This window comes from Streptomyces sp. NPDC048590 (assembly GCF_043199535.1).
GTDB lineage: Bacteria > Actinomycetota > Actinomycetes > Streptomycetales > Streptomycetaceae > Streptomyces.
In genome coordinates, this window is sequence record NZ_JBICWC010000002.1 from 429,509 (window position 1) to 448,794 (window position 19,286).

Sequence of the window (19,286 nt, forward strand, 5' to 3'; positions counted from 1 at the left end):
GGAGGACTCAGTGACCTCGTTGCACACCACCAGCGTGCGGCGCAGACGCCTGGGTGTGGCGGCCGCCGCCGCCGGGCTCATAGCCACGCTGTTCACGGCCGGACCCGCGGCCGCGACGCCGGATCCGGGCGACACCGCCGCCACCCGCAGCGGAGTCTCCGTGAGTGAGCAGGCGGAGGCCAGAGCCGCCATCGAGAGCGGCGAGATACCCGGCGTGGACGAGATCGTCCACAGCGACAACATCGAGCACCTGGCGAACGTCCCCAAGGACGCGCTCCAGGGCCTCAACACCGACCTCGCCTTCCAGGGCAGCTATGCCTACGCGGGCAACTACGACGGGTTCCGGATCTTCGACATCCGCAACCCGAGGAAGCCCAGGACCGTTGCGCAGGTGCTGTGCCCCGGCTCCCAGAACGACATCTCGGTCTCCGGGAACCTGCTCTTCCTGTCGACCGACTCCTCGCGGAGCGACGACTCCTGTGCCAGCACGACGCAGCCGGCCACGGAGAAGTCCTCCTGGGAGGGCATGAAGGTCTTCGACATCAGTGACAAGCGCAACCCGAAGTACGTCGCCGCCGTCGAGACGGCCTGCGGTTCGCACACCCACACGATCCTTCCCGAGCGCAGGGACGTGTACATCTACGTCTCGTCGTACTCGCCCAACGAGACGTTCCCGGACTGCCAGCCGCCGCACGACGGCATCTCCGTCATCAAGGTGCCGCGCAACGCTCCCGAGGACTCCCGCATCGTGAACTTCCCGGTCCTCTTCCCGGACGGCGGTAACCCGGGGGCGCCCACCAACCCGGGCGTCTCGAAGACCACCGGATGCCACGACATCACCGTGCTGCCCTCCGAGGACCTGGCGGCCGGGGCGTGCATGGGCGACGGTCTGCTGTTCTCCATCAAGGACCCGGCCAACCCGAAGATCATCGACCGGGTGCAGGACAACGTGAACTTCGCGTTCTGGCACTCGGCGACCTTCAACCAGGACGCCGACAAGGTCGTCTTCACCGACGAGCTCGGCGGCGGCGGCGCGGCCACCTGCAACGACGAGATCGGGCCGAACCGCGGGGCCGACGGCGTCTACGACATCAAGGGCAGGGGAGACCACCGCAAGCTGGTCTTCCGGAGCTACTTCAAGATCGACCGCCCGCAGGCCGACACCGAGGTCTGCGTCGCGCACAACGGCTCGATCATCCCGGTCAAGGGCCGTGACCTCATGGTCCAGGCCTGGTACCAGGGCGGAGTCTCCGTCTGGGACTTCACCGACTCCTCGAGGCCCAAGGAGATCGCGTACTTCGAGCGCGGCCCCGTCTCCACGGACGCCGTCACCACCGCCGGCCCCTGGTCGGCGTACTACTACAACGGCTACATCTACTCCAACGACATCGCCAAGGGCTTCGACGTCCTCAAGCTCGACGACCGGAGGACCGACCCGGCCAAGTGGGTACGCCTGCCCGAGCTCAACGTGCAGACGCAGCCGGACTACTTCCGCCGCTGATCCGCCCGCTCACTACGCGGGTGTGCCCCGCCGGGTCGACCCGGCGGGGCACACCCGCGTCATTGACCCGGCGGTGACGCGGGGACATGCTGTACTCCTGATTCCGGCGATACGGGGGATCGCCGGAATCGCGGGACCCGTACCCGCAGCTCAGGCGGCCGGCCGGACGCTCGTACCCGCCGCCGCGGCCCACTCCACCAGCAGTTGCCGGTACTCGCTCTCCTCGTCCGGGGACAGCAGTCCGCCCGAGCGCTGCCACAGGGCCCGGATCTCCTCGTTGACCACGGAGACGGGGCGCGCGACGGCTGACGGGTTCGGATAGGGGGACATGCCCACCAAGTTAAACCCCCGACGGGCCGCCGACCCCCTTCGGAGGCAGGGATTTCCCTCACACCGTCTGCGGGAATCCTTCACGAACCGTGCCCGCGGGCAGCCTGCTCCGCCAGTCCGAGGGCACGCAGCCCGCCCGGACGCTCCTCCACGGGAAGATGGTCCACGAAACGCACCTCACACCCCAGGGCGGCGGCGCCACCGTCCGCGCGGCGGTCGTCACCCACCATGACCACGTCCGCCGGGGCGTGCCCCAGCCCGGCGCACGCGGTGCGGAACAGTCCCGGATCGGGCTTCGAGACTCCGTGCTCGTAGGAGAGGACGTACACGTCCACCAGTTCGTCCAGTCCATGGGCGCGGAAGACGGGGCGCAGGTCCCAGCCGATGTTGCTGACGACTCCGATCCCGACGCCCGCCCGACGCAGCCCGCCCAGCACCTCGGCGGCGTCCGGGTACGGCTGCCACGCCTCGGGGCTCATATGGCGCTCGTACAGCGCGTCGTACAGCTCCGGTTCCGGAAGATCCACCTGGCGGGCCAGGCCGGTGTATGCCTCCCTGTGGCGGAGCGCGGTGCGGTCCCGATCGGCCCACGCGGCGGCCAGGGCCGACGGAACGCGCTCCGGGGGCGGCCCTCCGGGCAGGGCGCCGGCGGCCGTCAGCTCACGTACCAGGAGCTCGAACGTGGCCGGATCCGTCTCCGTGCCCCGCGCGTCGAGGACCGCCCGAAGCCAGGCGGCGACGGGCTCGATCCGGAAAAGGGTCCCGGAGAAGTCGAAGAGTGCGCCTTTGATGGTCATGGTCGATGATCACGGGGTCCGCGGGCATTTCACAAGGGCGGCTCCCGGCGGCCGTCGAGAGCCTGCCCGGCGCCCCGCCGCCCCGCGTGAGCGGAGTACCCGGCCACGGAGAGCGCCGTCACGGCGCCGCCCAGCAGGAGGCCGCCCAGTACGTCGCTCAGCCAGTGCACGCCCAGGTAGACACGGGTCCACGCCACTCCGGCCACCGAGACGACGGCGAGTGCGAGGGCACCCCACCACAGCGACGGCGGTGCGCCGTGCACCCGCAGCACCCACAGCAGGAGCCCGCAGGTCACCACGGCGGTCATGACGTGCCCCGACGGGAAGGCGGCGTAGTTCGCCGTGTCCACCGGATCGGCCCACTGCGGGCGCTCCCTGCCCACCGCGGCCTTCAGCCCCTGCTGCACCAGCGTCGCCAGGAGGCTGGTCGCGGCGACCCATCCGGCGAGCAGCCGCGATCCGCGCCACCACAGGACGACCACGACCACCGCGGTCAGCGCGCGCATCGTCCAGGGATCCCACACCCAGTCGGTCAGCACCCGGTTGATCCGGACGACACCGGGTTCGGCCAGCGCCCGGCGGTGCAGTTCCCCGGCCACCTCACGGTCCAGCGCCATCAGCGGCTGCAGGCCTGCCGCGACCAGGGACAGCAGGACGAGGGACAGCGCGGCGCAGACGACACCGGTGACGAGGAGCGGAACCCGGCCGGCCGGGGGGAGCAAGGGTGAGTGCATGCGGACGATCCTCGTCCACGACGCGCCCGTAGGGTCAACGCAGGGCACTGAGTCCCGGCACGAAAGCCACCACCAGAGGAACGGCCGGCACCAGCGCCGCTGCCGCGGTCAGTCGCAGCCGACGGGCGGCGGTGAGCCGCTCCACCGGCGTGAGCAGGCGGTTCACCCTCAGAGGTACCTGGGCTCCGGTGGCCGGGGCCGGGCCGAACACTCCGCGGTCCTCGTTGAGTTCGACCAGGGCGAGCGCGATCGTCAGACGTCCGAATCGCCGTGAGGCCACGTCGTCCGCCGCCAGCTCCACCAGGCGGTGCATCTCGTCCCGGAACGCGGCGAAGAACGGCACCTGCGGGAATCCGGTCGCCAGTGCGGCGGACGAGTGCAGGAGCCAGTCGTGGCGAGCCCGCGCATGACCCTGTTCGTGCGCCAGCACCGCATCCAGCTGACGCCCCTTCAGCCGGCTCAGTGCCGCCGTGGTGATGACCAGTTGCGGCGCCGAACCAGGCAGCCACCACGCACCGGGCCGCTCACCCTCCAGCACAACGAGACGTCCCTCGCCCGGCTCCTCGCCGGGCAACAGCGGGGCACGTACCAGCAGTTCGGAGCGCCGCCGACGGCGCCGGGACCGTGCCCGGTGGATCTCCCGGACCAGCATCGCCGCGGTCCACACGCCACCGAGGGCGAGCAGCACCGCGATGACCGCCGACCACGGCCCGTACGCCCCCAGGGCGTACGCCTCGACCACTCCGTGCGGGGCGGGCGCGAAGACGTGGCCGCGGACGGCCTGCCAGGCGGCTGCCGCGCTGAAGGTCATCGAGAGCCCGAACGACAACAGGACGCCCACGACCACGCACTGCCACACCCACAGGGCCACGACCGGCTCGCGCTCCGGCCATCGGGCCCGCGCCATCAGACCCGGGGCCACGACGGCGGTCAGTGCGCCGAGCAGCAGCAGCGCGAGGGAGACCAGCATGGCGTCAGCCTATGAGGGACGCGGTGGCCGCGGTACGGCCGCGCGCGCCAAGTGACGTACGCCACGGGACATCAGGGCGGCTGTCTCACAGAGTGAGCAGCATCGCGAACATGGCCGTCCCCATCGCGAGCCGGCACGCCAGTGCCAGCTCCGGCCGGTCGCCCCAGCCCGTGCCCTGCACCGCGCCCCCGCCCGCACCCGCCGCCACGGCGACGGGGCCCGGGACCAGCCGTCCCGCCGAACGCAGGACGTAGAGCGCGTAGTAGAGGAGGAGGAGCCCCGTCAGGACGGGGACGCCTCCCGCCGATCCGCTGGCCCCCGCCGCGTGGCCCGCGTGAGCGGAAGCCGCACCGTGGGCCGTGCCCGGTGCCATGGCCAGCGCCATGTAGACCATGGACAGCGAACCGATCAGATGGTGCAGATGATGGCCGCCCGCTCCCGCGCGGGCGGCCGCGTGCAGCGCGGCGGCGCCGAAGAGCGCCACGTACACCGCCCAGAGCCACCCCGGGGGCGGCGCCACGGCGGCGGGTACGGCCATCGCGGCCATCCCGAACCCCATCAGAGCCTCCGCGCGCGCGGAGGCCCGTTCCCCCGCCGTGCCGTCGCGCGTCCGTAACAGGCAGTACGCCCCCGTGGCCCCGCACAGTGCCACGAGCAGCCAGCCGGACAGCACCGGTCCGTGCACAGTGAACCTCCCCCTACGGCGGATGACGCCGGTGTCGTCCCATCGATGCCCTCTTCCCGCCGCTCCTACCGGGGCGCATTGGGGTACTGGGGGAGCGCGGCCGGGCCTGCGGGGGGCGGTCGAGGCCGGGTTAGTCTCGGGAGGGCACAGCGGCGGCACCACACGGGAGAAGAGAGACATGGACATCGCACCGGCCACGGCCCGGGCAGAGCTGACCTTCCGCGACGCGACCGACCGGGACGTCCCCGCCCTGGTCGACCTCGTGGAGAGCGCCTATCGCGGTGACGCGAGCCGTGCCGGGTGGACCACCGAGGCGGACATACTCCAGGGGCAGCGCACCGACGCCGACGGCGTCCGCGAAGTGCTCTCGACTCCGTCCGGCAAGATCCTCATCGCTCAGCGGGACGGTGAGCCGGTCGCGTGTTGCCAGCTCGAACACCGAGGGGAGGCGGCCTACTTCGGCATGTTCGCCGTCCGTCCGAGCCTGCAGGGCGCGGGCCTCGGCAAGGTGATCATCGCCGAGGCCGAGCGCACCGCCCGTGAGGACTGGGGCGTGAGCGAGATGCACATGACGGTCATCTCCGTACGCCAGGAGCTGATCGCCTGGTACGAGCGCCGGGGGTACCGCCGTACGGGAAAGATGACCCCCTTCCCGTACGGCGACGAGCGCTTCGGCGTTCCGCAGCGCGCGGACCTCGCGTTCGAGCTGCTGGTCAAGGCGCTGTGAGGGTGGTCGCGATACGCCGTCCCCGGCGGACGCGCCGCCTCGCGACCTGAAGTGACATCCCCCCGGCGCCACGCCGGGGCACGGTGGACGCGCCGCCTCACGCGGTGAAGCGGCCTGCCCGCCGGATCTCGGGGAAATCGGTGGTGGCGCCGTCCAGTCCCAGGGCGCGGGCGAGGCGCAGGTGGTCCTGCGTGTTGACCACCCAGCCGATCACCTTCAGCCCTTCGGCGTGGGCCTGCTCGACCACCTCCAGCGTGAGTCGCCGGATGTTCAGGGCGAGCGTGGCCGCACCGGCGGCCTTGGCCCGGTCCACCACGTCTCCCTCCCAGCGGCTGGCGATGAGGGCCGTGCGCACCCCGGGGACCAGTTGCCTGATCTCGGCGACCGCCTCGTCGTGGAACGAGGACACCTCGACCCGTTCCGCCAGGTCCCGCCGCAGCATCACCTCGGCCAGTGCCCGGGCGGCCGCCACGTCCTTGATCTCGGCCTGGAGTGGCGAGCGGACCGCGTCCAGCACCTCCTCGAAGACCGGGACCCGCTCGCCCTGCCCGGCGTCGAGCTCACGCAGCTCCGAGAGGGTCTTCTCGGCGATCAGCCCGGTGCCGTCCGTGGTGCGGTCCACGGCGGGGTCGTGCATCACCGCGAGCGCGCCGTCCTTGCTGAGGTGGAGATCGAGCTCCAGGGCGTCCATGCCCGCCCGCTCCGCGTGTGTGAACGAGCGCAGTGTGTTCTCCGGCTCGACACCCATGACTCCGCGATGGCCGATGGTGAGAAAGGTCAAGGCTCTCCCGCTTCCCGTGCGTCGTGTGCGTCCCCCTGCGCGGCTCCTACCCACAGGGAACCAGTTCCTGCCCTCCGGTCGGACACCGCGTCGACAGCGCGGTGGAAGAAGTTGCCGAGTGGGCGTGATGCAGGAAAAATATCTGTGTACAGGGGGTGTGGCCGGATATTTTTCTGCCGTCTACTTGTTTGAAGGGACCGTCCGTGGATACGGTTCCTTCACGCGAGGTTCTCCCGTGAAGGAAGTGACATGACGGAAATTCTTGAGCAGACCACCGTTGCCGCCGGAGCGGCTACCGCACAGCGGGTCGTCGAGCACCCGGCCTGGCCCTCGCTCAAGGGTGCCGTCGAGGAGTTCCGCGTCTGGCAGTCCAAGGACGGCTCCGTCGACTTCGACGCGGACGGCGCACCTTCCGCCGACGCCGCCCATGCCGTCATCGGACGGGTGATCGCCGCGATCGAGCAGCTGTCCCCGCTGCTGCCGCACGACGAGGCGTACCACCGAGCCCTCGTCTCCGACCTGCGCCGCTGGGCCGAGGACGGCTTCGGCGTCCCCGACTTCCTCGACTCGCTGCTGGCGTTCCAGCCCGCCAGGAACCGCGCCGACGGCCTGCAGCACCTGGTCGTGTTCGCGATGTACACCCAGAACGGCAACCCCGACCGCAACCTCGAAGCCGTCGTGCTCCGGATGGTCTGGCCCGAGTGGCTCGCCGACCTGGAGGCCACGCGCTACGACAACCCGCTCTTCTGTGGCATCACGTTCGAGGACTTCACCGCGGGTTACGACACGAACTCCGCCGTGCTCTTCCCGGAGACCATCGCGGTGCGCGAGGCCCCGGAGCGGTTCAGCTGGGGCGGAATCTTCTGCGACCGCGAGGCGGCCCGCTTCCGCCGCGTGACGCAGGAGGCCGTCGGACTGCTGGGCCTCGAGCTGCCGGACGACATCCGCGAGATGCTCGGCGACCAGTCCCGCTGCGAGCAGGCCTTCGTGCTCTGGGACATGGTCCACGACCGGACCCACAGCCATGGCGACCTGCCGTTCGACCCGTTCATGATCAAGCAGCGCCAGCCCTTCTGGATGTACGGCCTGGAGGAGCTGCGCTGCGACCTCACCGCCTTCAGGGAGGCGGTGAAGCTGGAGTCCGACGGCTTCGGCCAGGGACGCGACGTGCAGTACGCCGTGCTCTTCGACCGGATGTTCCGCTTCCCCGTCACCGGTGAGCGCGTCCGCAACTACGACGGCCTCGGCGGACAGCTGCTCTTCGCCTACCTCCACAAGCACGACGTCGTCCGCTGGACCGACAACACGCTCAAGATCGACTGGGCCCGTGCCCCGCAGGTCACCAACCAGCTCTGCGGCGAGATCGAGAAGCTCTACCGCGAGGGCATCGACCGCCCCAAACTGGTCCACTGGTTCGCGGCGTACGACCTGGTCTCCACCTACCTCGCACCGCACCCGGGGTCCCTCTGGGCCAAGGGACCGGACGCTCTGGACCTGAATCGACCGCCGAGGAGGCTCGTCGACGACGTGCTTCCGGACGAGTTTCCCCTGAGCATGTTCTATGAGGCGCTCTCGAAGAAGCTGAAGCGTGTGATCGCCTCGACCCAGGGGATCACCAGGGCGGAAGCCGAGCGGGCAGCTGCGTGAGCGCGGGTTCTGAGGAGGCGGTGGCGATGAACGGAACAGGCAGGGCCGACAGCGGTGTGCTCGAAGGCGCGGTGATCGCGGTGGCCGGTGCGGCGGGTCCCGCCGGCCGGGCAACACTGCTCAGGCTCGCGGAGGCCGGGGCGACGGTGGTCGCCTCCGACGCGAACCCCGAGCGGCTCGTCGAAGCGGTCGACGCGGCGCGGTACGCACACGGGGGTGCCACCGTCACCGGCGACACAGTGGATCTCCTCGATCCAGGGGCCGCGCGTGAATGGGCCGCCAAGACCGAGAGCGAGTTCGGTCGCGTCGACGGCCTGGTCCACCTGGTCGGTGGCTGGCGCGGGGGCGCCGGGTTCGAGGACTCGAGTCTCGCCGACTGGGACTTCCTGGAGAAGCTGCTCATCCGGACCGTCCAGTCGACCTCACTGGCCTTCCACGACGTGCTCCAGCGCAGCGACCGGGGTCGTTACGTGCTGATCAGCGCGGCCGGCGCCAGCAACCCCACCGCCGGCAACGCCGCCTACTCCGCGTCCAAGGCTGCGGCCGAGGCATGGACCCTCGCACTCGCCGACGCCTTCCGTAAGGCAGGGGGCGACGCGGGCCCCACATCGGCTGCTGCGATCCTGGTCGTCAAGGCACTGGTGCACGACGCGATGCGCGCCGAGCGCCCGAATGCGAAGTTCGCGGGTTTCACCGACGTCACGGAGCTGGCCGAGGCCATCGCCGGCGTCTGGGAGGTTCCCGCAGGAGAAGTGAACGGAAAGCGCCTGTGGCTGACCCCGCAACCATAAGGACCGACGCGCGACGTCATCACGACCCGCTGGTACGCGGCTTCGCCAGTGACAACTACGCGGGCGCTCACCCCGAGGTCCTGGCGGCCCTCTCCCTCGCCAACGGCGGCCACCAGGTCGCCTACGGCGAGGACGACTACACCGGGCACCTCCAGCGGGTCATGCACAGCCACTTCGGCCCCACCGCCGAAGCGTTCCCCGTCTTCAACGGCACCGGGGCGAACGTGCTCGCGCTGCAGGCGCTGACCGACCGGTGGGGGGCGGTGATCTGCGCGGAGTCCGCGCACATCAACGTGGACGAGGGCGGGGCACCGGAGCGGGTGGGCGGTCTGAAGCTGCTCACCGTGCCGACTCCCGACGGCAAGCTGACCCCGGAGCTCATCGACCGCCAGGCGTACGGCTGGGAGGACGAGCACCGGGCGATGCCCCAGGTCGTCTCCATCACGCAGAACACCGAGCTCGGCACGGTCTACACGCCGGACGAGATACGGGCCATCTGTGAGCACGCCCACCGGCAGGGCATGAAGGTGCATCTGGACGGCGCCCGGATCGCCAACGCGGCCGCGTCGCTGGACGTGCCGATGCGTAGCTTCACCAACACCGTCGGTGTCGACGTCCTCTCCTTCGGCGGCACCAAGAACGGTGCGATCTTCGGTGAGGCCGTCGTCGTGCTGGACCCGGACTCGGTACGCGCCATGAAGCACCTGCGCAAGCTGTCGATGCAGCTGGCCTCGAAGATGCGCTTCGTCTCGGTGCAGCTGGAGGCCCTCCTGGCGCGGGACCTCTGGCTGCGCAACGCACGCCACGCCAACGCCATGGCCCAGCGGCTCGCCGACGGGGTGCGGACGGTGGACGGGGTCGAGATCCTTCACCCCGTGCAGGCCAACGCGGTCTTCGCGAGGCTCCCGCACGCCGTGTCCGAACGGCTCCAGCAGCGGTTCCGTTTCTACTTCTGGGACGAGAAGGCGGGCGACGTCCGCTGGATGTGCGCCTTCGACACCCGTGAGGACGACGTCGACGCCTTCGTGCTGGCGCTCAAGGAGGAGATGGCCCGGCAGTAGGCCATCACTCCCCGGTCAGGTCAGGTCCGGGAGACGAGGCACGCGCACACCGGGGCGCCCGGCCGCCGGCGGCCGTGGAGCGAACCAGCTCCACGGCCGCCGGCGTCTCCGCACTCGTCAGCCGCGCTCGCGCACCTCGGCGGGCGTCGGCGCCGTACCGCCCAGGTGGGCCGGGACCCACCAGGTGTCCGACGCGTCCTTGGGACGCACCGGGTAGGCGCGCTGGGCCGCCTCCAGAAGCTCCTGGACGCGCTCGCGCAGCCGACGCGTGATGGCCCCCGCGTACTGGTCGGCGGGTGCCTCCAGAGCTTCGCCCACCCGGATCGTGATCGGCGTGTGGCTGCGCCGGAAGTTGCGCGGGCGGCCCTTGGTCCACAGACGCTGGGTGCCCCACAGCGCCATGGGGATGAGCGGTACGCCGGCTTCCTGGGCGAGTCGTGCCGCGCCCGACTTGAAGCTCTTCAGGGTGAACGACTGGGAGATCGTCGCCTCGGGGAACACGCCGACGATCTCGCCCGACCGCAGCGAGGCGAGCGCGTGGGCGTAGGCGTCCTCGCCCTGGTTCCGGTCGACGGGAATGTGCTTCATGCCGCGCATCAGCGGACCGGACACCTTGTGCCGGAAGACCGACTCCTTGGCCATGAAGCGGACCAGCCGCTTCTGGGGCAGGGCGCCCAGGCCGGTGAAGATGAAGTCCAGATAGCTGATGTGGTTGCTGACCAGAACCGCGCCACCGGTCTTCGGGATGTGCTCCGAACCCTGGGTGTCGATCTTCAGGTCGAGCGCCTTGAAAAGCGTACGCGCGGCGCCGATGACCGGCCGATAGACGAGTTCTGCCATCTGGATGAAGACCCTTCTTCAATGCCTCGGGAGGGTTCTCCCGGCGGAAGTTACGCAGCCGTAGGTTTTCGGCATTGGGGCGATCGTGCCCCATGTGCGACGCCGTGGCCAGCCCCTAAGGGACTGGGGCGGGAGATTCTCGTCACGTGAAAGCCCGGGGAATGTAACGCGGCGAGCGGGTGCTGACCCTTTGTGCGGAGATCCGAGAAGGAGGCCGGGATGAACGGGCAGGCGGCTGCCGAGACGCTGGACGCTTCCCAACTCGGCGCGGAACTCGGCGATCGGGCGACTCTGGTGCAGTTCTCCAGCGCCTTCTGCCAGCCGTGCCGTGCCACCCGGCGCACCCTCGCGGAGGTGGCCGGGATGGTCGAGGGGGTGGCTCACGTGGAGATCGACGCGGAGGCGCGTCTCGCCCTGGTGCGCGCTCTCGGAATCAGCCGGACCCCCACGGTGCTCGTGCTCGACGCCGGTGGCAGGGTCGTCCGCCGCGCCGCCGGCCAGCCGCGCCGGGCGGACGTACTCGCGGCCCTCGGACGGGCGATGTGACGAGCCGTGACGCATCTCCCACATGACGGTACGCACTTGACTGCGCACACCACGCATCGTCAGTCTGACGGTATGCCGCCAGAACTCCTTCTCTTCGGCCGGGTCCATGTCGACCTCGCGCGTCACGCGAGTGCGCGCTGTCCGGGTGCCTGAAGCCCCCGCGGACCCGTACGCCCACTGATGAAGGATCACCTCATGACGGCACCGACCGATCTCGTCGCACCGCCCGCGGCCCCTCCCGAACTCCTGCGCTCCGTCTTCCGGCAGCACGCCGCCGGGGTCGCCGTGATCACCGCGGCCGGCGCCGGGCCGGTCGGCTTCACGGCCACCTCGCTCACCTCGGTCGCCGCCGAGCCTCCGCTCGTCTCCTTCGGCGTGGGCACCTCGTCCTCCAGCTGGCCCGTGATCGCCGAGGCGGAACACGTCGGGGTCCACATACTCGGGGAGGGCCAGCACGAGCTGGCCGCGACCTTCGCGCGCAGCGGAGCCGACCGCTTCGGACCCGCCACCGACTGGCGCGTCGGTCCGGAGGGGGTGCCGCTCCTGGGGGGCGTGGTGGCATGGCTGGTCTGCCGCGTGGTGGCGCGTGTCCCGGCGGGCGACCACCGGATCGTGATCGCCCAGGTGGAGGCCGGTGACCCCTCGGGAGGTGGGCGGCCGCTCGTCCATCACCAGGGCAGGTTCACCGCTCTGCGAGACTGAGGCCGGGCAGGCCACGGCTGTGACGGGCCCGTTGGCTACGTCACAGTTCCAAGCGCTTGCTTATGGGTAACGTAATGGATGTACTGGCGAGTAATATTTTCGCCGGGGGCGCGGTCGCCCCGACCGGAAACCGCCCGATAAGGCGCCTATGCTGCGTGCAACAAGGCAGCCCAGAAATGACGATGCAGTAGGAGAGCCGGCGTGAGCTTGAGGATCGTTGTCTGTGTGAAGTACGTGCCCGACGCCACCGGCGACCGGCACTTCGCCGATGACCTGACCCTGGACCGTGACGACGTCGACGGTCTGCTGTCGGAGCTCGACGAGTACGCCGTCGAGCAGGCGCTGCAGATCGCCGACGAGGCGGACGACGCGGAGATCACCGTGCTGACGGTGGGCCCCGAGGACGCCAAGGACGCGCTGCGCAAGGCGCTTTCGATGGGCGCCGACAAGGCCGTCCACGTCGAGGACGACGACCTGCACGGCACCGATGTCATCGGCACCTCCCTGGTCCTGGCGAAGGCCGTCGAGAAGACCGGTTACGACCTGGTCATCTGCGGCATGGCGTCGACCGACGGCACCATGGGTGTTCTTCCGGCGCTGCTCGCGGAGCGTCTCGGCGTCCCGCAGGTCACGCTGCTCTCCGAGGTCTCCGTCGAGGACGGCACCGTCAAGGGCCGCCGTGACGGCGACACCGCGAGCGAGCAGCTCGAGGCGTCCCTGCCGGCCGTGGTCTCCGTGACGGACCAGTCGGGCGAGGCCCGCTACCCGTCCTTCAAGGGCATCATGGCGGCGAAGAAGAAGCCGGTCGAGTCGCTGGACCTCGACGACCTCGGCATCGAGGCGGACGAGGTCGGCCTGGGCGGTTCCTGGACCGCGGTCGACTCCGCGGCCGAGCGTCCCGCCCGCACCGCGGGCACGATCGTCAAGGACGAGGGTGAGGGCGGCAAGCAGCTGGCCGAGTTCCTCGCGGGCCAGAAGTTCATCTGAGCCCCGGCCGCACATCCCCACGCCCGCCCTTTCTCGCACGCAGGAGATTGAAGTCCCATGGCTGAAGTTCTCGTCTATGTCGACCACGTGGACGGTGCCGTCCGCAAGCCCACCCTGGAGCTGCTGACGCTCGCCCGTCGCATCGGTGAGCCCGTCGCCCTCGCCCTCGGCAGCGGCGCCGCCGAGACCGCCGCCGCGCTCGCCGAGCACGGCGCGGTCAAGGTGCTCACCGCCGAGGCGCCCGAGTTCGCCGACTACCTCGTCGTACCGAAGGTCGACGCGCTGCAGGCGGCCTACGACGCGGTGTCCCCGGCCGCGGTGCTGCTGCCGTCCTCGGCCGAGGCCAAGGAGATCGCGGCCCGTCTGGCGCTGCGTATCGGCTCGGGCATCATCACCGACGCCGTCGACCTGGAGGCCGGTGACCAGGGCCCCGTCGCGACGCAGTCCGCGTTCGCCGCCTCGTACACCACGAAGTCCCGTGTCTCCAAGGGCACCGCGGTCATCACGGTCAAGCCGAACTCGGCCGCCGTCGAGGCCGCCCCGGCCGCGGGCACCGTCGAGGCGCTCTCCGTGTCCTTCTCCGAGGGCGCCACCGGCACCAAGGTCCTTTCCCGCACCCCGCGTGAGTCGACGGGCCGCCCGGAGCTGACCGAGGCCGCGATCGTCGTCTCCGGCGGCCGTGGCGTCAACGGCGCGGAGAACTTCGCGATCATCGAGGCGCTCGCCGACTCGCTCGGTGCCGCCGTCGGCGCCTCGCGCGCCGCGGTCGACGCCGGCTGGTACCCGCACACCAACCAGGTCGGCCAGACCGGCAAGAGCGTGTCCCCGCAGCTGTACATCGCCTCCGGCATCTCCGGCGCGATCCAGCACCGGGCCGGCATGCAGACCTCGAAGACCATCGTCGCGGTCAACAAGGACGCCGAAGCCCCGATCTTCGACCTCGTCGACTACGGAGTCGTCGGTGACCTCTTCGCCGTCGTCCCGCAGCTGACCGACGAGGTCAAGTCCCGCAAGGGCTGACCCGGCACGAGTACCGCCCGTACGACGGCCCGGGGCCGCGTGGTGTCCACCACGCGGCCCCGGGCCGTTTCCGGTCACCATTGACGCATGACCAGCAGGCTTATAACTTCACTATGCGGATGAAATATTCCGAGAAGCGGAAGTTACTCACAACGTGGAGGGTACGGTCATGGGTCAGCAGGAGAAGGTGGCGACGAGTCTCACCGCAGCGGTCGGTGCGGAGATCGGCGCCTCCCTCGCGGCGGTGGACGCCGAACTCGCCCGCCGCTACCCGGGGGACCCCGGGACGCGCCAGCCCGTCCACACCGTCTACGTACCCGCCGACACCTTCACCGCCGGCACGATCCGGGAGTGGGGTGACCAGGCTCTGGCGGCCCTCGACGAGCACGCTCCCGACGCCGCCGCGTTCGCCGGAGCCCTCGGCATCCCGGAGGAACTCGCGGTGCCGGTCCACGACCGCGTACGCGCCAAGCTGGAGCGCGAGCCGGTGGAGGACCTGCGCATCGACTTCGAGGACGGCTACGGGCCCCGCCCGGACGCCGAGGAGGACGAAGCGGCGGCCCGTGCCGCGCGCCTGGTCTCCGCGGCGTACGCGGACGGGACCGCCGCCCCGTACATGGGCATCCGGATGAAGTGCATGGAAGCAGCCGTGCGGGACCGCGGCATCAGGACCACGGACATCTTCCTCACCGGCCTGCTGCAGGCCGGTGGACTGCCTGACGGCCTCGTCCTGACGCTGCCCAAGGTGACGTATCCGGAGCAGGTCACCGCCTTCGTGCGTCTGCTCGAAGCCTTCGAGCAGACGCACGGTCTGCCGGCCGGGCGCCTCGGGTTCGAGATCCAGATCGAGACCAGCCAGTCGATCCTCGCCGCCGACGGCACCGCCGCCGTCGCGCGGATGATCGACGCCGCCAAGGGCCGGGCGACGGGCCTCCACTACGGGACGTTCGACTACAGCGCCTGTGTCGGAGTCAGCCCCGCCTACCAGGCCAGCGACCACCCCGCCGCGGACCACGCCAAGGCCGTCATGCAGGTCGCCGCCGCAGGTACCGGCGTACGCGTCTGCGACGGTTCCACGAATGTGCTGCCGGTCGGGCCCACCGCGCAGGTCCACGAGGCCTGGCGCCTCCACCACGGCCTCACCCGCCGCGCCCTGGCCCGCGCCTACTACCAGGGCTGGGACATGCACCCGGGACACCTGCCCACCCGCTACGCCGCCGTCTACGCCTTCTACCGCGAGGGCCTGGCCCCGGCCGCGTCCCGTCTGGCCGCCTACGTCGCCAAGGCGGGCGGGGACGTCATGGACGAGCCCGCCACCGCCAAGGCGCTCAGCGGCTATCTGCTGCGCGGCATCGACTGCGGCGCCCTGGACGCGGACGAGGTCACCGGGCTCACCGGCCTGAGCCGGGCGGACCTGGACGGCTTCGCCTCGCCGCGCCGTGCGGACCTGACCGTCAGCATGCCCAGGTAGCGAGGCTCAGTCGGGCGGCAGCTCGCCCGACCCGCGGGGGACGAGACGGGTGGGCAGCTCGACCCGCGCGGGCGCGTCGGAGGCGCCGTCCAGGCGGCGGAACAGGTGTTCCGCCGCCGTACGGCCGACCGCCGCGGCGTCCTGCGAGATCACCGTGATGCCGAGCAGGTCGGCCAGCTCGATGTCGTCGAAGCCGACCAGCGCGATCCGCCGGTCGCACTCGGCGAGTACCCGGACCGCGGTGACCGTCACGCGGTTGTTCCCCGAGAAGAGCGCGGTCACCGGCTCGGGCCCGCTCAGCATGGCCTCGGCCGCCGCCCTCACCCGCGCGGGATGAGTCGGGCCGAGTGAGACCCAGGCGTCCTCGACCTCGATCCCCGCGTCGGCCATGGCCGCGTGGTAGCCGCGCAGTCGTTCCGTCGCGGTGTGGATGCGCGGCTGGTCGCCGATGAAGCCGATCCTGCGGTGGCCGTGCCCGACGAGATGGGCGACACCGGCCCGGGCGCCGCCGAAGCTGTCCGAGAGGACCGTGTCGGCGTCCACCCGTCCCGCCGGACGGTCGACGAACACCGTGGCGATGCCCGCCTTCATCTCGGGTTCGAGGTAGCGGTGGTCGTCACCCGCGGGAATCACGATCAGACCGTCCACCCGTCGGGCGCAGAGCGCGAGGACGAGTTCCTGCTCGCGCTCCGGGTCCTCGGCGCTGGAACCGTTGATCAGCAGTGCGCCGTGGGCGCGGGCCACCTCCTCCACGGCGCGGCTCAGCGGGCCGTAGAACGGGTCGGCCAGATCCTCCAGGACCAGGCCGATCGAGGCGGTGCGCCCCTTGCGCAGCACGCGCGCGCTGTCGTTGCGCCGGAACCCGAGTGCCTCGATGGCCTCCTGGACGCGCCGCTCGGTGTCGGGCGTGACCCCGGGTTCGCTGTTCACCACACGTGAGACCGTCTTGAGTCCTACTCCGGCACGTGCCGCCACATCCTTCATGGTCGGCCGGTTGCCGTAGCGGGACTCGGAATGGCGGGCGGTCTCGGCCACGGTGCGCTGTCCTGACGTCGGGAACGGGTCGGTTCGGCCCTCCCGGGCTGTGCCGGGGAAGGGGCCAGATGCTGTGGCGTCGAGCATAGGCCCTGGACAACGTTGTCAAGAGAATGGAGACTGGGAGGACCACACAGACTGAAGTCGCAGGTCCTGCGCAGCACCCTCCGGAGAGTCCACACCGATGCATACCGACCTCGTCGCCGCGCTCGACATCGGCGGCACCAAGATCGCCGGGGCATTGGTGGACGGCGACGGAACACTCCTCGTCCGGTCCCAGCACCCCACACCCGCCCGCGAGGGCGCCGAAGCCGTGATGGGCGCCGTGGCCGACGTCCTGGCGGAACTGACGGCTTCTCCGCTCTGGGCCAGGACGCGCGCGGTCGGCATCGGCAGCGCGGGGCCCGTGGACGCCTCGGCCGGCACGGTCAGCCCCGTCAACGTCCCGGGCTGGCGGGGCTTCCCGCTGGTGGCCCGGGTCGCGGCGCTCACCGGCGGGCTGCCGGTGACCCTGGTGGGCGACGGCGTCGCCATGACGGCGGCCGAACACTGGCTGGGTGCTGCCCGGGGATACGACAACGCGCTCTGCCTGGTCGTGTCCACCGGTGTCGGCGGCGGTCTGGTGCTCGGAGGGAAGCTGCACCCCGGCCCCTCGGGCAACGCCGGCCACATCGGCCACATCAGCGTGGACCTCGACGGCGATCCCTGCCCCTGCGGCGCGCGCGGCTGCGTGGAGCGCCTCGCGAGCGGGCCCAACATCGCGCGTCGGGCGGTGGAGAACGGCTGGCGTCCCGGACCGGACGGTGACGCGACGGCGGCCGCGGTGGCCACGGCGGCACGCGCCGGGGACCCTGTCGCCCTCGCGTCCTTCGAGCGGGCCGCCCAGGCACTCGCCGCCGGTATCGCCGCCACCGCGACCCTGGCGGACATCGACATCGCCGTGATCGGCGGGGGAGTGGCCGGTGCGGGTGAGGTCCTCTTCGCGCCGCTGCGCCGCTCCCTGCGCGACTACGCCACCCTCTCCTTCGTCCAGAACCTCACTGTGGCACCCGCGGTGATGGGGACCGACGCCGGCCTGGTGGGCGCCGCGGCGGCGGCCGTCCGCCTCGGCCACGTGAACGGGGTACGGGCCGTGGCCGCCTCGTAGGGCGTGCTTCGAAAGGCCTGTCCGTCCAGCACGCACTCCTCCCAGGCCTCGTCGGAGGCGCCCGCCGCGTTGCCGGGATCGCCCCGGTGGATCCGGTGCCGTGGTGACCCTCCGCCCTGCGATCGCGCGCGCCGGACGCCGTCGGACCCGCCCTGCGGGCGGACGACGCCACGTCCGGAACACGCCTCGGCGGGCTCCCGCGCCCCCGTCAGCCGCCGCGCTCCTCCCGCTGCGGGGCCACCACGACCAGGAAGGTGTCCCGTTCCAGGTCCATGACGACCGAGGCGGGGGAACGCCCCTTACAACGACGCCCGGCGGCCCGCCGTCACTGTGCCCCGGCCGGCCGGATCCGCGACGTCACCACGCGCCCCGGCGCCCGCTCCGGCGCAACCACGTGGCCGCTTCGGGTTTCCGGAGCGGGGTGTTGCGGGCAAGCCACAGGGGGCTACGGAGGAGGGGGACCCGTGATCGTCTGGATCAACGGTGCGTTCAGTGCGGGCAAGACCAGCGCCGCGTGCGAACTGATCGATCTGATCCCGAACAGCACCCTTTACGACCCGGAACTCACCGGCGGGGCACTGAGCCGGCTGCTGCCGCAGAAGAAGCTCGCCGAGGTGACCGACTTCCAGGACCTGCCGATATGGCGGCGCCTGGTGGTCGACACGGCCGCCGCGCTCCTGGCCGAACTCCCCGGGGTGCTGGTGGTGCCGATGACACTGCTGAGGCAGGAATACCGTGACGAGATCTTCGGCGGACTGGCCGCCCGGCGCATTCCGGTGCGTCATGTGCTGCTGGCACCGGAGGAAACGATCCTGCGTAGAAGGATCGCCGAGCGTCAGGAGGACGCCGACGACCCCGGACGCAGCGAACGGGTCCGGCAGTGGGCGTACGACCACATCGAGCCGTACCGGGCGGCACTCGGGTGGATCGTCCAGGACGCCCACACGGTCGACACCAGTGCGCTCACACCGCGCGGGACCGCCGAGCTGATCGCGGAGGCACTGCGCACCGGTGCCGCGAGGGAGTGCGGCATCGTCCAGACACCGGAACCCCGTGCCGAGACCGTCGCGTCCGGAGTGCTGCTGTTCGACGACCGGGACCGGGTGCTGCTCGTCGACCCGACCTACAAGCCGGGGTGGGAGTTCCCCGGTGGGGTGGTCGAGGCCGGGGAGGCGCCGGCGCAGGCGGGGATCCGGGAGGTGGCCGAGGAGCTGGGGTTGCGTCTGGACACGGTTCCCGAGCTCCTGCTGGTCGACTGGGAGGCGCCGCGGCCCCCCGCCTTCGGAGGGCTGCGCTTCCTCTTCGACGGGGGACGACTGCGGGGTGAGGAGGCGTCACGCCTGCTGCTGCCGGGCTCCGAACTGCGCGGCTGGCGGTTCGTCACCGAGGGGGAGGCGGCCGGTCTTCTGCCCCCGACCCGCTTCGAGCGTCTCCGATGGGCGCTGCGCGCCCGTGAGCGTTCCACCGTGATCAATCTGGAGGCAGGCGTACCCGTCGGAGGCGCGGGGTAGCCC

Annotated in this window: 20 protein-coding genes; 12 read left to right on the plus strand and 8 right to left on the minus strand. The window is 71.1% G+C overall.

Annotation, left to right across the window (positions count from 1 at the left end; translation table 11 throughout):
- Positions 1-10 precede the first annotated feature (10 nt).
- The gene (locus ACGFNN_RS06230) at positions 11-1,501 is read left to right on the plus strand and encodes an LVIVD repeat-containing protein (RefSeq protein WP_393553462.1); all 1,491 of its coding nucleotides are present in this window, start codon (positions 11-13) and stop codon (positions 1,499-1,501) included.
- A 150-nt stretch (positions 1,502-1,651) separates the two neighbouring features.
- Here ACGFNN_RS06230 and ACGFNN_RS06235 read toward each other — a convergent pair whose 3' ends face one another.
- The 5 genes from ACGFNN_RS06235 to ACGFNN_RS06255 form a co-directional block, all read right to left on the minus strand.
- On the minus strand, positions 1,652-1,831 hold the full coding sequence (locus ACGFNN_RS06235) for a hypothetical protein (protein WP_365525225.1): 180 nt from the start codon (positions 1,829-1,831) through the stop codon (positions 1,652-1,654).
- 80 nt (positions 1,832-1,911) lie between these two features.
- Positions 1,912-2,628 carry an HAD family hydrolase gene (locus tag ACGFNN_RS06240; RefSeq protein ID WP_393553464.1) on the minus strand — a complete coding sequence of 239 codons (717 nt, stop codon included), beginning with the start codon at positions 2,626-2,628 and terminating at the stop codon, positions 1,912-1,914.
- 29 nt (positions 2,629-2,657) lie between these two features.
- A complete protein-coding gene (locus tag ACGFNN_RS06245) occupies positions 2,658-3,362 on the minus strand; it encodes a phosphatase PAP2 family protein (protein ID WP_393553466.1) in 705 nt (234 codons plus the stop codon).
- Between the two features lie 34 nt (positions 3,363-3,396).
- Positions 3,397-4,332, minus strand: coding sequence for a M56 family metallopeptidase (locus ACGFNN_RS06250; protein ID WP_362675158.1), 936 nt, complete (start codon positions 4,330-4,332; stop codon positions 3,397-3,399).
- A gap of 85 nt (positions 4,333-4,417) precedes the next feature.
- Entirely contained in the window at positions 4,418-5,017 is a 600-nt protein-coding gene (locus ACGFNN_RS06255) for a DUF5134 domain-containing protein (RefSeq protein ID WP_393553468.1), read from the minus strand.
- Between the two features lie 178 nt (positions 5,018-5,195).
- Between ACGFNN_RS06255 and ACGFNN_RS06260 the strand changes: the two genes are divergently transcribed.
- Positions 5,196-5,744 carry a GNAT family N-acetyltransferase gene (locus ACGFNN_RS06260; RefSeq protein WP_393553470.1) on the plus strand — a complete coding sequence of 183 codons (549 nt, stop codon included), beginning with the start codon at positions 5,196-5,198 and terminating at the stop codon, positions 5,742-5,744.
- Positions 5,745-5,841: 97 nt separating this feature from the next.
- On the opposite strand, the gene ACGFNN_RS06265 is transcribed toward ACGFNN_RS06260, so the two are convergent.
- Positions 5,842-6,525, minus strand: a complete 684-nt coding sequence (locus tag ACGFNN_RS06265) for a glycerophosphodiester phosphodiesterase (protein WP_393553471.1) — start codon at positions 6,523-6,525, stop codon at positions 5,842-5,844.
- A gap of 249 nt (positions 6,526-6,774) precedes the next feature.
- Between ACGFNN_RS06265 and ACGFNN_RS06270 the strand changes: the two genes are divergently transcribed.
- Genes ACGFNN_RS06270 through ACGFNN_RS06280 form a run of 3 tightly spaced genes read left to right on the plus strand, consistent with a single transcriptional unit; the run spans position 6,775 to position 10,024 of the window.
- The gene (locus ACGFNN_RS06270; RefSeq protein WP_393553473.1) at positions 6,775-8,172 is read left to right on the plus strand and encodes a DUF6421 family protein; all 1,398 of its coding nucleotides are present in this window, start codon (positions 6,775-6,777) and stop codon (positions 8,170-8,172) included.
- Positions 8,173-8,198: 26 nt separating this feature from the next.
- Entirely contained in the window at positions 8,199-8,963 is a 765-nt protein-coding gene (locus tag ACGFNN_RS06275) for an SDR family NAD(P)-dependent oxidoreductase (protein ID WP_393553475.1), read from the plus strand.
- Positions 8,960-10,024 (plus strand): threonine aldolase family protein, encoded by a 1,065-nt coding sequence (locus tag ACGFNN_RS06280; protein WP_393554031.1) that lies wholly within the window; start codon positions 8,960-8,962, stop codon positions 10,022-10,024. The genes ACGFNN_RS06275 and ACGFNN_RS06280 overlap by 4 nt, the downstream gene beginning before the upstream one ends.
- Before the next feature lie 117 nt (positions 10,025-10,141).
- Here the strand turns inward: ACGFNN_RS06280 and ACGFNN_RS06285 are convergent, their stop codons facing one another.
- Entirely contained in the window at positions 10,142-10,864 is a 723-nt protein-coding gene (locus ACGFNN_RS06285) for a lysophospholipid acyltransferase family protein (protein WP_393553477.1), read from the minus strand.
- A 219-nt stretch (positions 10,865-11,083) separates the two neighbouring features.
- On the opposite strand from ACGFNN_RS06285, the gene ACGFNN_RS06290 reads away from it, so the two are divergent.
- The 5 genes from ACGFNN_RS06290 (at position 11,084) to ACGFNN_RS06310 (ending at position 15,590) form a co-directional block, all read left to right on the plus strand.
- Entirely contained in the window at positions 11,084-11,410 is a 327-nt protein-coding gene (locus ACGFNN_RS06290; protein WP_393553479.1) for a TlpA family protein disulfide reductase, read from the plus strand.
- Between the two features lie 195 nt (positions 11,411-11,605).
- Positions 11,606-12,112, plus strand: coding sequence for a flavin reductase family protein (locus tag ACGFNN_RS06295; protein WP_362675524.1), 507 nt, complete (start codon positions 11,606-11,608; stop codon positions 12,110-12,112).
- A gap of 201 nt (positions 12,113-12,313) precedes the next feature.
- On the plus strand, positions 12,314-13,099 hold the full coding sequence (locus tag ACGFNN_RS06300) for an electron transfer flavoprotein subunit beta/FixA family protein (RefSeq protein WP_362543228.1): 786 nt from the start codon (positions 12,314-12,316) through the stop codon (positions 13,097-13,099).
- Between the two features lie 57 nt (positions 13,100-13,156).
- A complete protein-coding gene (locus ACGFNN_RS06305) occupies positions 13,157-14,119 on the plus strand; it encodes an electron transfer flavoprotein subunit alpha/FixB family protein (protein WP_393553481.1) in 963 nt (320 codons plus the stop codon).
- Positions 14,120-14,288: 169 nt separating this feature from the next.
- Positions 14,289-15,590 carry a DUF6986 family protein gene (locus tag ACGFNN_RS06310; RefSeq protein ID WP_393553483.1) on the plus strand — a complete coding sequence of 434 codons (1,302 nt, stop codon included), beginning with the start codon at positions 14,289-14,291 and terminating at the stop codon, positions 15,588-15,590.
- 6 nt (positions 15,591-15,596) lie between these two features.
- Here ACGFNN_RS06310 and ACGFNN_RS06315 read toward each other — a convergent pair whose 3' ends face one another.
- Positions 15,597-16,625, minus strand: a complete 1,029-nt coding sequence (locus tag ACGFNN_RS06315) for a LacI family DNA-binding transcriptional regulator (RefSeq protein WP_393553485.1) — start codon at positions 16,623-16,625, stop codon at positions 15,597-15,599.
- Positions 16,626-16,809: 184 nt separating this feature from the next.
- Here ACGFNN_RS06315 and ACGFNN_RS06320 point away from each other — a divergent pair, with 184 nt between their 5' ends.
- Together ACGFNN_RS06320 and ACGFNN_RS06325 are read left to right on the plus strand one after the other, a co-directional pair.
- Positions 16,810-17,772 carry an ROK family protein gene (locus tag ACGFNN_RS06320; protein WP_393553487.1) on the plus strand — a complete coding sequence of 321 codons (963 nt, stop codon included), beginning with the start codon at positions 16,810-16,812 and terminating at the stop codon, positions 17,770-17,772.
- A gap of 464 nt (positions 17,773-18,236) precedes the next feature.
- Complete coding sequence (locus ACGFNN_RS06325; RefSeq protein ID WP_393553489.1) at positions 18,237-19,283, plus strand: NUDIX domain-containing protein; 1,047 nt, start codon at positions 18,237-18,239, stop codon at positions 19,281-19,283.
- Positions 19,284-19,286: the final 3 nt, after the last annotated feature.